The organism is Brevibacillus sp. BC25 (assembly GCF_000282075.1).
GTDB lineage: Bacteria > Bacillota > Bacilli > Brevibacillales > Brevibacillaceae > Brevibacillus.
This window is the reverse complement of record NZ_AKIX01000040.1, coordinates 36,538-51,515: the sequence shown is the minus strand read 5'-3', so window position 1 is coordinate 51,515 and position 14,978 is coordinate 36,538. Positions and strand designations below refer to the sequence as shown.

General features: G+C 43.3%; 9 protein-coding genes. 3 read left to right on the top strand and 6 right to left on the bottom strand.

The window, feature by feature from the left end; all coding sequences use genetic code 11:
• Positions 1 to 39: 39 nt before the first annotated feature.
• The 4 genes from tycA to PMI05_RS12245 all read right to left on the bottom strand — a co-directional run bounded on the left by tycA (position 40) and on the right by PMI05_RS12245 (position 7,046).
• Positions 40 to 3,318, bottom strand: a complete 3,279-nt coding sequence (gene tycA / locus PMI05_RS12260; RefSeq protein WP_007721721.1) for a tyrocidine non-ribosomal peptide synthetase TycA — start codon at positions 3,316 to 3,318, stop codon at positions 40 to 42.
• 708 nt (positions 3,319 to 4,026) lie between these two features.
• Positions 4,027 to 5,175: an AI-2E family transporter gene (locus PMI05_RS12255; RefSeq protein ID WP_007721719.1), complete on the bottom strand. Its 1,149-nt coding sequence runs from the start codon at positions 5,173 to 5,175 to the stop codon at positions 4,027 to 4,029.
• Positions 5,176 to 5,435: 260 nt separating this feature from the next.
• Positions 5,436 to 6,626, bottom strand: a complete 1,191-nt coding sequence (locus PMI05_RS12250) for an MFS transporter (RefSeq protein ID WP_007721717.1) — start codon at positions 6,624 to 6,626, stop codon at positions 5,436 to 5,438.
• 3 nt (positions 6,627 to 6,629) lie between these two features.
• Positions 6,630 to 7,046 (bottom strand): MarR family winged helix-turn-helix transcriptional regulator, encoded by a 417-nt coding sequence (locus PMI05_RS12245; RefSeq protein WP_007721715.1) that lies wholly within the window; start codon positions 7,044 to 7,046, stop codon positions 6,630 to 6,632.
• A 74-nt stretch (positions 7,047 to 7,120) separates the two neighbouring features.
• Between PMI05_RS12245 and PMI05_RS12240 the strand changes: the two genes are divergently transcribed.
• The 3 genes from PMI05_RS12240 (at position 7,121) to PMI05_RS12230 (ending at position 11,506) form a co-directional block, all read left to right on the top strand.
• Positions 7,121 to 9,307 carry a hypothetical protein gene (locus tag PMI05_RS12240; RefSeq protein ID WP_007721713.1) on the top strand — a complete coding sequence of 729 codons (2,187 nt, stop codon included), beginning with the start codon at positions 7,121 to 7,123 and terminating at the stop codon, positions 9,305 to 9,307.
• A 140-nt stretch (positions 9,308 to 9,447) separates the two neighbouring features.
• Positions 9,448 to 10,263: a MerR family transcriptional regulator gene (locus PMI05_RS12235; RefSeq protein ID WP_007721711.1), complete on the top strand. Its 816-nt coding sequence runs from the start codon at positions 9,448 to 9,450 to the stop codon at positions 10,261 to 10,263.
• Positions 10,264 to 10,294: 31 nt separating this feature from the next.
• Positions 10,295 to 11,506, top strand: coding sequence for an MFS transporter (locus PMI05_RS12230; RefSeq protein ID WP_007721709.1), 1,212 nt, complete (start codon positions 10,295 to 10,297; stop codon positions 11,504 to 11,506).
• Positions 11,507 to 11,564: 58 nt separating this feature from the next.
• Here PMI05_RS12230 and tyrS read toward each other — a convergent pair whose 3' ends face one another.
• Positions 11,565 to 12,827, bottom strand: coding sequence for a tyrosine--tRNA ligase (gene tyrS / locus PMI05_RS12225; protein WP_007721708.1), 1,263 nt, complete (start codon positions 12,825 to 12,827; stop codon positions 11,565 to 11,567).
• 368 nt (positions 12,828 to 13,195) lie between these two features.
• Positions 13,196 to 14,728, bottom strand: a complete 1,533-nt coding sequence (locus PMI05_RS12220) for an ATP-binding cassette domain-containing protein (protein ID WP_238543293.1) — start codon at positions 14,726 to 14,728, stop codon at positions 13,196 to 13,198.
• Between the last annotated feature and the right edge of the window lie 250 nt (positions 14,729 to 14,978).

Genomic DNA, 14,978 nt, shown 5'->3' with positions numbered 1-14,978 from the left:
GAGCATGTTTAACCCCCAAAAATAGTAGCAAGCGCTTATTTAGTTAAGCGTATTAGTAAGTAATTCGAAGATGTCGTCCATTTCTTCTATTTCAAGTCCTTTTAGACTAAAGTCACTAGGTGTCCGTTCGACTTCTTTTTTCTGCGAGCAATGATTGATGATCTCCCGAAGATGTTTTCGATAGTTCTCACTCAGTTGATGAATGGACTCTTCTCTAAACTGCTCCTCGCTGTACGTAAATGTGATGAGAAGCTCGCCACCTTCAATTCTTCCTGTAATATTCAAGGCGGTATAAATCTCTGAATCGGGACTCAGATTGTTCTTTCCATCCGCACCCAGCGAGTTACCTGAACTATACGGAGAACGGGTAAACAATTCATTGTTGAGGCCTGAGTCAAATTGACCCAAGTAGTTAAACGTCACTTCGGGTTGCAAGATAAAGGACAAGGAACGTCGTTTTTCTGGTTCTGTCATATATTTTAAAATTTCATAGCCAATGCCTTTATTGGGGATCTTCCTCAGGTTTTCTTTCGTGCATTTGATATGGTCAGGTAAGTGATTCATTTGACTCAAATCTAGTAAAACTGGATATTGGGACGTAAACCATCCGATTGTTCTTGTCACGTTAGCGTGTTCGATCACATCCTCGCGTCCGTGCCCTTCCAGATTAATCACGATTTGGTCAAGCCTGCTCCACTCTGCAACAGCCAGCCCCAACGCTGCCAGTAACAAATCATTGATTTCTGTTTGATAAGCAGAATTTGCCTGCTTCAACAATTGTTCGGTTTCCTCTGCTAGCAATCCGACCTGTATGTTACGGATACTCTTCTGTTTGCTGCCCACCGTTTCATAGTCTTTTGGAAGGGAAGCATTCCTAGCTCCTGATTCGAGATTCTCCCAATACGGGATTTCTCTCACCAACTCATCACTATTCGCATACTCGTTCAGCCACACTGCCCAATTTTTAAAAGAATCCGTTTTTTCTGGGAGAACGATTTCTTTTCCTGCTAGTACCTGACTGTATGCAGTTGCTAGATCCTCAAACAGAATGCGCCAAGAGATTCCATCCATGACTAAATGATGGATGGCCAAAAACAAATGATCGCCTTGGAGCGTATGGAATAGAGCTGCCTTTACCAGCTGTCCCTCTTGTAAATTCATGCTGCCATGCAAACGTTTCGTCTCTTCTTCGATTGCTTGCTGGGCATCCGAATGCGAGGTCAGATCATATTGAAGGAAATGGTATAATTCGCTACCCAATCCACGATTCTGTTGAACAATTCTCCCAGTCTCGTTTCGATAGACCATGCGTAGCGCGTCATGATGCGAAAGGATTTTATCCAAGGCCTTTCGGATAGCTTCAGGGTCAAATCCCTGTTCGCGATACAACACATACGATTGATTCCAATGGAACATATTCGTAAAGTTCTTTTCAAAGAACCATTGTTGAATTGGTGTTAAAATAACAGGGCCTTCGATGACTCCTTGCTCGCTTTTTCTCGTCGTACTTTTGACATAGAGAGCAACTTGTAAAATTGTCGGGTAATTCAGTAAATCTCTCGTGTCTAGCTTTAGTTGATAGGCATGCAAACGAGCAGCGACCTGGATCGCTTGAATGGAATCCCCACCTAGTGAGTAAAAATTGTCGCGAATCCCGATTTTCTCGATTCCCAATACTTCTTGCCACACGGTTGCGAGAATCGATTCTGTCTCATTTCTGGGAGGTTCGTAAGCAGGATTTGTCTCAGAAGTAACATCAGGTTCTGGCAATGCTTTGCGATCAATTTTGTCATTCGGCGTGAGCGGCATTTTATCCAGCTTCACGAAATAAGAAGGAAGCATGTACGCAGGAAGCTTTTGAGCGGCGTATTCTCTGATCTGCGTAGGAGTTACTTCCAGTTGCGAAATAAAATAAGCGCACAAATAGGGTTGAGCGTGTTGGTCTTCTCTAGCGATTACTACTGCCTCTTTTATTTGTTCATGTTTCAGCAAAACGGACTCGATTTCTCCCAACTCGATCCGATGACCCCTGATTTTCACCTGATGGTCGATTCTGCCGAGAAACTCGATTTCTCCATTCGGCAGCCATTTGGCCAGGTCTCCTGTCCTGTACATCTTCTCTCCTGGTACGAACGGATTATCTACAAATTTTTCGGCGGTCAAATCTGGACGATTCCAGTATCCTCTGGCTAAACCGACTCCACCGATGCATAATTCGCCTTCACTGCCAATTGGCTGCAATTGTAGCTCTTCATTGACGATATAAGCGGACGTATTTTGAATCGGTTTCCCGATTGGGATCGTTTGGTTGACGAGCACATTGGAAGGTGCCTCCCAAATCGTCGCGCAAATGCTTGTTTCCGTAGGTCCGTATGCATTCACGTACCTGACTTTGTTTTTCCATCTATTCACTAAAGGGAAGTTGGCAGCTGAACCTGCCGTAATCATGATGCGAAGTGTAGTAAAATGATCTGGGTTGAGGTGAGTCAAATAGGTGGGTGGCAACGTGATGATGGTCAATTCATTTTCATTCAAATAGTTTTCAAAACTGATGAAATCATGAATCGTCTGTTTAGAAAGGATGTAGAGGCTGGCACCGGTAAGTAAAGCCATGAACATTTCCCATACCGATGCGTCAAAAGACATGCTGGCAAACTGTCCAATCCTGTCTGCAGGTGTTACACCAAACGTATTTTGAAAGAATGATTGCAAATTCGCGATCCCTTTATGCTCCAGCATGGTTCCTTTCGGCTTGCCGGTTGTGCCTGAAGTATAGATGACATACGCCATGTCAGTAGGCTTGCTTGGCAAGTAAAGATTGGAATCTGAGCGAGTATCCAGTTGTTCTTCCTCGAGCACGATTACAGGACCACGGTATCCGACGTCATAAACAAGTTGGCTGACGTTTTTCTGGGTGATGACGATTTTGGTTTGACTGTCTTGCAGGATATATTGAATCCGATCTCGGGGATATTCGATATCGATAGGAACATACGCTCCGCCAGCCTTGAGGATGGCCAGAATAGCCGTAACATTTTCAATGGATTTCTCCATCATCACACCGACAATGCTGTCTGTTGTTATCCCTTTTTCGATCAGTGCTCTTGCTAATTGGTTGGCCTTCCTGTTGAGCTCCTGGTAAGTTAAGCGCTCATTTTCATAAACGATAGCAACTCGGTGTGGCACAGCTTCTGCCTGTTCCTCGAACAACTGATGAATCGACTTATCCTGTGGATATTCAGCCTTTGTATCATTAAACAAGGCTACCTGTTCTTTTTCCCACTCCAAGTCGATGAGATTGGCCTGATTTGCTAACATATGTCCCCTCCGATAATTGGCAAACTTTTGTCTATCATGAAGTGTGACAATACAATGTGATGGCCAAACAAGTGAACGACACTACAAGGAAATGGTCCGCTAAATCTGAAGATGAAGCCTCAGTGACGAATGGCTCACATTGGAAACTCCCTCATCAACACCATTTAATATAATGGCCCAATGTAACAAAATATGTGGGTTTTTGTATCTTTTTTGTAAGTATTACCCAACTTTATATTACTATGGTCATGAACCAATTTTCACCTACAAATTTTCCGCGATTTTACATTTTTTCACAATGGGGATAATTCCCTGTTTGCTCAAAGCAGTTTTCAGGACAAAAGTCACTTTCCATTTTTTGGTCAAAACATGTCCTCTAGTCCTCTAGCCTAATGGATTCAGGACATGATTCCTGACCATTTCGAACGATGTAAATACGTTACCTGAAAACAAATGTGCTGGCCTGCACACCTCCTTACAATCCAGCAGAATAACGTATTCATATGCACCTGTTTGAGAAACTGTTATTCATTATAACAGAGAGTGTTTTGGAAATCAGTTAAAAAATAGGAAATTTTTGTCATTCATATTACTTTTTACCTAAGCCACTCTTCAATCCCTACAAAAAAGACTCACACTTTCTGGTTTCATTCGAAAGTGTAAGCCTTTTGATTTACGATTTCATTGCGGAATCGAAACAGTGGACACCTATTCTTTCAGGAAAATACTTTTGTCCTTCAGTCGCTTGTTCGTCGTGCTTCTGACGAGGGTATATACGACGGCAAAAGCAGGGATTCCAAGCAGCATTCCCATTAACCCGAACAATGCTCCCCCAACCAATAAGGCTACTATCACCCATAAGCCATCCAATCCGATTGAATTACCTACCACTCTTGGATAGATAAAATTACCTTCAATTTGCTGCAAGACAAGAATAAAGACAATGAACCAAATAGCCTTTACTGGATCGATCATTAAAATAATAAAGGCACTCGGAATCGTCCCGATATAAGCACCAAAAATCGGAATGATGCTCGTTACGCCAATGATCACACTCACAAGGAGTGCATACGGCATGTTAAACGCCCACATACCTACAAAACAAAGCCCGCCAAGAATGAGAGCCTCTGTTAGCTGGCCTGAGATAAAGCCACTAAATGCGCGATTGGTGATTTGTCCAATTTCTACAGCCCGATCCGCCTTTGCTTTTGACGAATAGGCATAAACGAGTTTTTTCGCAATGAGCGTCAACTTTTCCTTATAGAGAAGCAAATAGACGGACAACATCAATCCCATGATGACATCGATAAAGCTAACGGTAAACATTTTCGTGTACGTCAGTAATACAGGGATCGAAGTTAGGAAAAAATGGCCTAACTTATTTACAATTTCATTCCACTTCACCATAAGTGTATTCCATAAATCACCGGACAAGTTAAACCTCTCTGCAAAACCATCAACGAAAGCCTTTAATGATTGCATGTCATTCGGAATACTTGCCGCGAGCATGGAAATACTCGTGAGAAGCTGAGGGACAATAAACCACATGAGAAATGTAAAAAATACCAGGACAGTCGCCAGTGTTAACAGGATTGAAAAAGAGCGTCTCACTTTTAACCAGATTCGATTGTTACCGCGGTTAAGGGGTGAGAAGAGTCTTTCTTCATAAAATCTCATTAAAATATTCAAGATGTAAGCAATGGCAATCCCATAAATCACAGGATCTAACAAGTCAAATATTTCATAGATAAATGACTTTACAGAAGGAAAATTCCAGACCACTGCAAACAGCAATACGGTGTAAGTTGCGATCATTATGTATTTCTTTATATCTCGCCAGTGTACTTTCTCCATCATTTTCTAGCTGACTCCTAACTTTTGTGAGTTCTAAGTTGACCTGTTTGTTCATAAACTTTTCCATTAATATGTCCACCCAAAAGTATACTATGTTTTTCAACCGTTCGTTATCATTTTTCTACTTTCACTAAAACTTCCCTCTAACTTTCCATAAACATGCGTAACAAAAACACTGCTGGAAAAGATAACAGGCTACCGACTAACGGCAGCCTGCATTTCTACTATAGGGGGCCAAACTCCCCCTTTTTTACTTGGATAAGTTAGGTAGCACGTATCAATTCCCGATCTCGTTTGCCGTGTAGCCAGTGATAAAGTGGGATACTGAAAAGGATGAAAGCAACCATTCCGACGAAAATCGTATTATATCCTGTATGCGGTACGATAAATCCGAGTAGATAGGGCCCGATTCCTAATCCTAGATCATACATAATGTAGTAAGTAGAGGTTGCTAATCCAAAGCGATGCGGAGCTGTCACCTTCACAGCCACCGTTTGGGCAATGGAGTTAAAGTTACCGAAGCCTACTCCAATCAATGCAGCAGATAGCAGCAGCATCCAGGAAGTTGAGGCTTGACTGAATAGAAGCATCCCAACAGCAAATATCACCAGGCTGGGGTATGTCACGATGTTCGCCCCTCTTGCGTCCATTAGTTTTCCTGAGAATGGTCGCGAGAGGATAATGACAATGGCATACACCAAAAAGAAATAACTCGAAGCTGGGGAGAGATTAATTTCTTCCGCATAAAACGATAGAAATGACAAGACACCCGAATAGCTGAAGCCGATTAATAAAGCAATGAATGAAATCGGCAAGGCTTTTGGCTCGATGAATTTCGAAAGCATAGAACCTTTTGCTTCCTCTTTCACACTCGTGGAAGGAAGCGGAACATTGATTTTTGCCATGGCATAAAACAGCAAACAAATCAGGGAAAACACAACATTCATCGTAAAGATCCAGGTGAAACCATTTTCAAGCCGCAATAAGATCATACCGAGAAAAGGACCAATCGCGGTGGCTAAAATCGCACTTAAACTGTAATAGCCAATTCCCTCACCCTTGCGTGATGCTGGCAATATTTGAGCAATAATGGTACCTGTTGCTGTACTCGCAATACCAACGGCAATCCCTTGCAGCAATCGATTTACCAGTAAAAAGCTGATATGGACGGCAAAAAAGTAAAGCAACGAGGTGACAGCAAAAAATGCTAACCCAATCCAAAGCGTTTTTTTCGTACCAATATGACTAATGGCTCTACCGGTGAGTAGTCGGCCAATCAAAGCACCAATGATAAAGATACTAGAGACCAATCCGGCTAAACTGGTTGAAGCGTGAAATTCTGTTTTGGCATACGAAGCAATCGTAACCATTAGTAAGAAAAACATAAGTGTCAAAAGAAAATTGATGAAAGAAACAATAACGAACTCTTTCGTCCAAAGCCTATCCTTTTTCACTGCTTACCCTCTTCTCTTTAGGTTCATGATTATTTTTTCTAGAGCTGCGGCAGCTGCGTCTCTTTCTTCTGGTGAGATGCCCTCCAATATTTCTTCCAGGAACGGATCAGTCGCTTCCATAATCGTCTTATGTAGCGCTTCACCTTTCTCTGATAAATACATAATTTTTTGCCGTTTATCTGCACCTGATGATATCGATATGATTTCACGCGCAGCTAATTTTTGTGCAATGGGTGTTATGGCCGGCTTCTCTACTTGCCAATAATCGGCGACGTCGCTAAAAGTAGCCGAACCGTTGTTTTTCAGATAACGAATTAACGCCCATTGCGTGACGGTTATACCGAATGGAAGTAACTCCTCTTGCAATTGGTTATTGTACATACGATGTGTGAATGCGACTTTTGAAAAGAACGGGTACATGTTAGCTCCTTTGTATTAGTTAATTAATTTAATTAATTATATATCTTTTCTTGCTGTTTGAGAAGGTCTAAATCATGATGGGTTACCTTGTGGGTTTTTCCGTGCACATTCGTCTAACCTATATCATCATTCAAAAGGAGAAAATCATGCTGGTAAAAAGGCTTTTCGTCATTCACTTCTTATTATTGCTTTTCTTGGTATTTTATTTTCCATTACCTACGCTTGCAAAGGAATCCTCCTTTCAAAATCCGTATTATGTGTTTAGCTGGGATGAGGCAGGCAATGTCCGCATTACCGATCTTGCGAAAAATGAAATCCTCTCTTCTATTCAATACCAAGCCGAATATGGCACCATCTACAATGCAATGACTCCTTCCCTTCCGAAAGGAGCCAATCAAATAACGTTGGATCAAAGTGCACGATTTCAGCCAGGGGTAGCCATCGAAATTCGCTCCGAATCGTTTGGCGGCAGAATGAATGCTCCACTTGTCCATCAGGCTAAAGTGACTGCCGTCCGTGGAAATGACGTGTATTTCTCTCCTGCTACGACGAAAGTCATCGACCGGAACATTTTTATCAAACGGGGTAGCCAATGGGTTCGCAAATGGGATGACGCAAAAGTGGAACAACAGGAGACGGCTAATGGTAACACGGTCATCGTCACAGGTCATACTCCGATTGCAGTGGTTACTACTCAATATAAATTGCAAAAAAATAGCCCTACCATCGATGTCACCGTAAAAACCAGCTACAAGCAAGTGGCAAAAGTTTTTCGAGAGGCGTTCGCCCTGCAATTCAAGCCAAAAGTAACAGAGGTATACCGCAAGAATCGGAAAGTGGACACACAGAAATTCCAAGCTTCTTACTGGCTAGATCGCCAAGGCGCGAAATTTGGTCAAGGGAAGCAAGCAGCTTTTTTGTACCATGCCCCCAACGTTTCGTCACTTGAATTGAATGCAACGCAAAAACAGCTCATCGTGAATCTGGATCACATGAATGATCACAGGTACGTACAGCAAGGCTCTACGAATCAAGTCGGAAAAGTCCGCCACGCTTCCGAATATCGTGCAAATGATGAACGGACGAATTCATTCTCCCTGGTAGTTGGGTATCACCCGAAGTTCATGCCGCGATTCATGAGTCAGCCTTCTGGCTTTTTAGCGACGCACGTATGGACAGAGCATGCTGACGAGCAGACGCTACAAACGAATCGGGCTGTTTATTTCGGCTCCGAAAAGATTACATCGTCGGCACAAGCGACAGGCGGTTTTGTCAAACTCCGGATTCCGGTTACGAAAAGCGTGTTTTACTCAAATCCGTATTTTCAAGCGAAATCGCCTGTCAATGTCGCCATTGCGCAAAGCCCTGAATTTTTGCAGTTTCTGGATGATCTGAATCGGAACGGTAATGATATTGGTTTACATACCCTCTATCCTTACGAAATAAGGCACTATCAAAAGACTACGGAAGATGCGTTGCAAGTAATGAAAGATCATTTCCAAAGCCGTACATGGATTGACCATGGGTATTTGAAGTCCAGCTTTGCGTTTAACGCGCTCGACAACCAAACTGCGAATTACTTAGCGCATCAATGGGAAAAATACGGCACCTCGTATTTCTGGCACTACAGCTCAGAAGATATCGCCAATCCAAATAATGGACTTGATCTGTACCAAAACCAAAGAGGCGACGCCCTGCGCACCCCTCTTTATTGGACGCATCCGACTGTGACTGGCCCGTTTTATTCCTGGTCGGCTGCCCCCATTCCGGAAGATACACTGTATCTGTATCGGGAACAAAATCTCCAGCAGCTCATTCAAAATCGTGGGGTTTTTATCAATCATACCTACTTGGCAAGAATTCCTTCCAAAAAGCAAGGCGGGAAATTTGTCATTCGAGATGCCAAAGGTAACTGGATCATTCATCCCGATTTTGACCGCTTATTGAAACGAATGAATGCGCTGCGCGATCAAGGCAAATTGCATTTGTCGACCGTGCGTGAAATCATGGATTATTGGCTCGCCCTCTCTCAAGTCAGAATGGAATATGCACCAAACGGCTCTATTGTTCTGCACAATGATGGCATGCTCAAAATTTCTGGTCTTTCCATGGCGACAAAAGTTTCGGAAGTCTATGTGAACGGGATGAAGCCGTCGCAGAAGAAAGCGGATGGCGATCTTATCTTTTGGTTCGATTTGGAGCCGAATGCAGTTGCGGTTATTGCTGCGAACAAAGTGGATAGTATGGCACTCCCCAATTAAAATAAAAATCAGTCACAACCGGTGGTATCGAAACCCACCGGTTTTTTCATTGCCCATTCCCCTTCCCTTGCCGCTTGACTCTCCCCTTAACTGGAAAGTTATACTCGGTACAGAAAAAACGTCAGTAAGGAGGTTGGACCATGTTTAAAATCAGTGAATTTGCGAAAATTAGTCAAGTTTCCGTCAAAACACTTCGTTACTATGACCAAGTCCATTTGCTCAAGCCAGCTCATACCGACAAATTTTCAGGCTATCGGTATTATTCGGCTGACCAAATGTTTCAGCTTAATCGGATTTTGGCTTATAAAGAATTGGGGTTCTCCTTGGATCAAATTCGTCAGATGATGAGCGAGCAAATCCCACTCGAACAAATCAGGGGGATGTTTCGAATCAAGCAAAGCGAGATTCAATCCATTCTAGATAAAGAGCAAGTAAGACTGAATCTCATCAAGGATCGTCTGTACGCCATTGAAAATGAAGAGAAAAGCCTATCTTCCCATGATGTTATTCTCAAAAAAGTAGAACCTCAACTTGTCCTATCCTTTCGTCAGAGAACTCCGTTCAATAAAATTCCGGAGCTATTTCAAATGTTGGACGATTCCTTGGGGCGTTTAGGTCAATCTTCTCTTTCCAGAATGGTTCTTTGGCATGGCTGTGAGGAATGCGATGACAACATGGATGTGGAAGTGGCGCGTCTGCTTTCTCACGATTTACAGCCCGAACCTCCTTTTACCGTTAAGCAATTGCCGGAAATTCCGTTGATGGCTACGCTCATCCATCATTGCCGGACGACGTGCCGTTGCACTGCGAGTGTCGAATTGGCGATGTGGATTGAACGAAATGGATATCGGATCAAAGAGAATGAACCGCGTCGTGAAATTTGTGTTCGTCGTGAAAATCCCGAAGATCCGGACTCTTATGTCGCCGAGCTCCAGATTGCCGTAGAAAAAGCGTAACGTTCGAACATGTGGAGAGGAGATTCAGCTTTTGAACAGACAGCAAAAGTTCTTAACTTTTACTTTATTTTTATTGACCTTCGTTCTGGGTACGAGTGAATTTGTGATCATCTCGCTGCTTAGTGATGTGGCATCCGAATTGGGCATATCGATTTCAACAGTAGGATCGCTCGTATCATCCTTTGCCATTTCGTTTGCCATCGGTACACCAATTTTAACGGCGTTATTTAGCCGATTTGCCAAGTATCCGCTTATGCTTACGTTGATCGGCGTCTTTATTGCAGGGAATATTCTAACTGCCCTATCCGAGACGTATGTGTTGCTTCTTGTTTCCAGAATCTTGACTGCCGTTGTGACTGGGGTTTTGATTGCACTTGCCATGGCGGTTGCCAGTGAAACGATGCCTGCTGAGAAAAGAGGGCCCGCTATTTCTATCATTTTTGCGGGTTTCACAATCGCCAGCGTTATTGGGGTGCCACTTGGTACTTTTATTGGGCAATGGGGTGGTTGGCAAATGGCCTTTTGGTTTGCGGCTCTACTAGGCGTCATTTCTCTCCAAGCAAGTGCAGCGACCATCCCAAAAGGATTGAAGGGATCGAACAGCACCTTGCAAAAACAAATCGGGTTACTGACCAATAAACGTATCATCATCGCGTTCTTTATCCCGGCATTAAGTATCGCGGCAACCTACACGGTATTTACGTATTTAACTCCTTTGCTGCAAGAAGTGCTCTTCGTACCGAACCAATATATTAGTCTCGTATTTTTACTGTACGGGGTCATTTCGATCTTTAGCACCCTGATTGGTGGAAGACTGGCAGCTCGTAATGGGATTGGAAAGCTCCGGTATGTGTATCTGATGCAAGCAGTTATTCTTGCATCGCTTTATGTTTCATCCCATTCCCTACTCGGTGGATTCATCAGCTTATCATTTATGGCCTTGGTCGTTTATATCATGAATTCCACGATGCAATTGTATTTTATTGATTTGGCGGATAAATATTACCCGGCTGCCAGAGATTTGGCTTCTTCATTAACTCCTGTGTCAGTCAATGTCGGGATCGCCCTCGGATCAGCATTTGGTAGTTTTATCACGACAAACCGGGAACTCATTGATGTTTCCTGGGTTGGTGCGATTGTCGCGATAGCGGCATCGTTGCTGACTTTTATCAGCTACAGTTTAGATCGCAATGCGACGTCCTTCCCCACTCATACGTTGGAGGACTGTCAAACACGAAAATAATACAGATACAAGAAGAAGCTTCCCTTCATGTTTCCAGGGAAGCTTCTTATTCCTTCATCTATTGAGACAATTTTACCAAGCTGTAGTTTTTCTTGCCTTTGCGGATAATGATGAAGCGGCCGCCGATAGCGAGACTTGGCGTTACTTCCAGTTCCAGATCGGTAACGCGCTCGCCATTCATGGAGATAGCGCCTTTTGTAATATCCTCACGTGCTTGACGCTTGGATGGCTCAATGCCGACCTCGACGAGCCAGTCGACAATGTTCTTCGTTTCGAGGGTTGATTCGAAGGTCGGCATTTCTTTGAAGCCTTGCTCGATCTCATCTGCCGACAGCGATTTAATATCACCAGTAAACAAAGCAGCTGTAATGCGCTTCGCCTGCTCCAGCAATTCCTCGCCGTGGACAAATCTCGTCATTTCCTCAGCCAGCGCTTTTTGCGCCTCACGTTTATGTGGCTCAGACTGTACTTTTTCAGCCAGCTCTTCAATCTGCTCTTTCGAGAGGAACGTAAAGTATTTCAAGTATTTCACAACATCGCGGTCATCGGTATTCGCCCAGAATTGGTAGAATTCGAATGGTGTTGTTTTGTTTGGATCGAGCCAGATGGCTCCTCCTGCTGTCTTCCCGAATTTCGTACCATCTGCCTTCAGCATCAGAGGAATAGTGAGACCGAATGCTTTTGCTTCTGGTCCTTCTTTTTTGCGGATCAGATCGAGACCGCTAGTGATGTTGCCCCATTGGTCGGAACCGCCGATTTGCAGCTGAACATCTTCATGTTTGTACAGATGCAGGTAATCCAGCGATTGCAAAATTTGATAGGAAAACTCCGTAAACGAAATGCCGCTTTCCAGTCTGCTCGACACAACATCCTTGGCAAGCATCGTATTGATGCTGAAGTTTTTACCGTAATCCCGCAAAAATTCAATGACATTGATTTTGTGCGTCCAGTCGTAGTTGTTCACCAAACGGATTTGGTTGTCGCCTTCTGTTACGAATAGCTTCTTCATTTGTGCTGTGAGCGCGTCTACGTTCTCCTGAATTTGTTCCAGTGTTTGCAAAGAGCGCTCGGATTGACGGCCACTCGGATCGCCAATCGTACCTGTTGCACCACCGATCAAAATGACCGGGCGATGACCAGCGAGCTGGAAGCGTTTCAGTACCATGAAAGGAATCAAGTGACCGATATGCATGCTGTCACCTGTTGGATCGACACCACAATATAACGAGACTGCTTTTTCATTCGTTAATTCTCGCAGTCCTTCTGCATCTGTTTGCTGATTGATGGCTTCGCGCCATTCGAGTTCGTCGATAATATTCACTGCCATACACTCCTTCAATCTCCTATGGTAAAAAACAAAAAATCGCCCCTTGTCTATTGTAGACATAGGGACGATTGAATAACCGTGTTACCACCCATCTTGCACCAATGGACCCAAGCGTTAGCGCAGGCCATTCATGCCACTCGAAGCGAGTTATCGTTCGCGATTCCGCTCGGCATTACCCGAGATACTCCAGAGTGTAATTCGCTCGCTTATTGTGTACCGGGTTCCATCAACCCCCGGCTTTCTAGGACAGGGAATAAGCTGCTACTGGGCTCTTTCAACGTATGTTTCATATGAAATTAAAGTCAGTATATTGAATTCAAATAGCAATGTCAACCATGTAGCAATGATTCCGCTCCTATCCCTTATTTTATTTTCGTGAGACCGTCGGAAGTTAGTTCATAAACAGTTGTTGCGACTTCATGTAAATACCGTCGATCATGCGAAATACTGATAATCACACCGTCAAAAGCCATTAAGGCGCGGCACAGAACAGGAGTCGTCAAAGGACTGAAGTTTCGGGTCGGTTCATCCAGTATCAATATTTCGCATTGATCCAAAATCATTTTTACCAGGAGCAATTTCGCTTTCTGTCCCCCAGACAAGTTTTTAATGGGTTGAAGCATCTCATCTTTTGTAAATTTCATACTGCCTAAATGCGTATACGCTTTTGTAATCGCATCCTTCATTCCCGTTGTTTCCAAGTATTCAATCGGTGTTTTGGTAGAATCCAGCCGCTCTTCATAGTTTTGGGGCATGTACCCGATCTTTAATGACGATTGCTGGACTAACTCATCCATGATCTTTTTCAACAACGTCGTTTTTCCGATCCCATTTTCCCCAATAATCGCGACTTTTTCTGGCCCCTTGATAGATAAATGAATCTGTTTCGATAGCAGTTTGTTCGCTATTTGCAGTACATCCAATGAAAAGTCGAGGATTTGTTTACTACCGGGCACATGCACCGCAGAATCAAATCGGAATTCGCTTGCTTCTTCCACACTTTGTGCCTCTACAAACGTTTCCGATGCTTTCTCCATGCGCTCTCTTTGATTTTTCAGAGACTTGATTTTCTTTTGCAGTCGCGGATCTGACCGTATGTTCCGATGCAGATGCTCTGCCTTATTCCAAATGTCATGCCATTTCTCCATTTGCTTCCTATGATCAGAAGCTTGCTTTCTGGCTATCTGTTCTTGTTTGTTCAAGTTGCTCTCCCGATTCGCAAGGTACACCTCATATGGTTCTCTTGAAAATGTATATTTAGGTACTTGTTTGCGCTTCGTCAGTTCCATATGAAGGATACCGTTTGCTGTATTCGCAATAAACGTTTCGTCATGCGATACATATATGACAGGAATAGATGTCTGTTGAATAAACTCTTCCAGCCATTCCATCGTTTGAATATCCAAATCATTCGTCGGTTCGTCCAGCAATAGAACATCAGGCTTATGAGCAAGCAGACTTAAAAAGCGGTATTTGAAACGCTCACCACCGGACAGAACACCCATCTTTTTATCTGAATCCAATGCATGGATGCCGAGATCATCCATCGCTCTCACCAGTTCTTTGCTCCATTGATTTTCGGCAAAAAAGTCGACGATGTTCATTTGTTTTTCTTCGTCCGATAGCTCCTGTGCAAGAAAACCGATGGAACATTCGTTTCGCAACACGTTACCTTCAAATGTGCAGTACTCGGCAATCATTTCGTCCGCGCAAATCAATTTTAATAAGCTGCTTTTTCCATTTCCCTCTTCCCCGATGATAGCAATCTTGTCGCCGAGTTGCAGGGTCAGATGCAAGTTTTGAATGAGAGTCCTGTCGTCTTTTTTGGTGGTAATCGTGATATTGTGCAGTTCAACCATTTGGATTCCCCATTTCGTTTTTACGTTTCTCGTCATTTACTCTTTGTTCATCTGTATCACCCCCCCTTTTTAGACAACAAAAAAAGATGCTTCTGTCCAATAAACAGAAGCATCTTGCTCTCGTACTAGAAATCGCTATATGAAAAATAGATCATACAGGAATTCAAGATATAATTTTGCGGGTGAAATTGGCTTCTTGTTTATTTATTATAGGATTGGCTTTTCCAATAAATAAACAATTGCGCAAATGATTCACCCTCCGTTCCAATTAGTTGTCCTCAATATA

Bases quoted from the DNA above. Each gene is read 5' to 3' on its own strand.
- PMI05_RS12245 (WP_007721715.1), bottom strand. From the start codon at position 7,046: ATGTACCCGTTCTTTTCAAAAGTCGCATTCACACATCGTATGTACAAT.
- tycA (WP_007721721.1), bottom strand. From the start codon at position 3,318: ATGTTAGCAAATCAGGCCAATCTCATCGACTTGGAGTGGGAAAAAGAA.
- PMI05_RS12235 (WP_007721711.1), top strand. From the start codon at position 9,448: ATGTTTAAAATCAGTGAATTTGCGAAAATTAGTCAAGTTTCCGTCAAA.
- PMI05_RS12220 (WP_238543293.1), bottom strand. From the start codon at position 14,728: ATGACGAGAAACGTAAAAACGAAATGGGGAATCCAAATGGTTGAACTG.
- PMI05_RS12255 (WP_007721719.1), bottom strand. From the start codon at position 5,175: ATGATGGAGAAAGTACACTGGCGAGATATAAAGAAATACATAATGATC.
- PMI05_RS12240 (WP_007721713.1), top strand. From the start codon at position 7,121: ATGATGGGTTACCTTGTGGGTTTTTCCGTGCACATTCGTCTAACCTAT.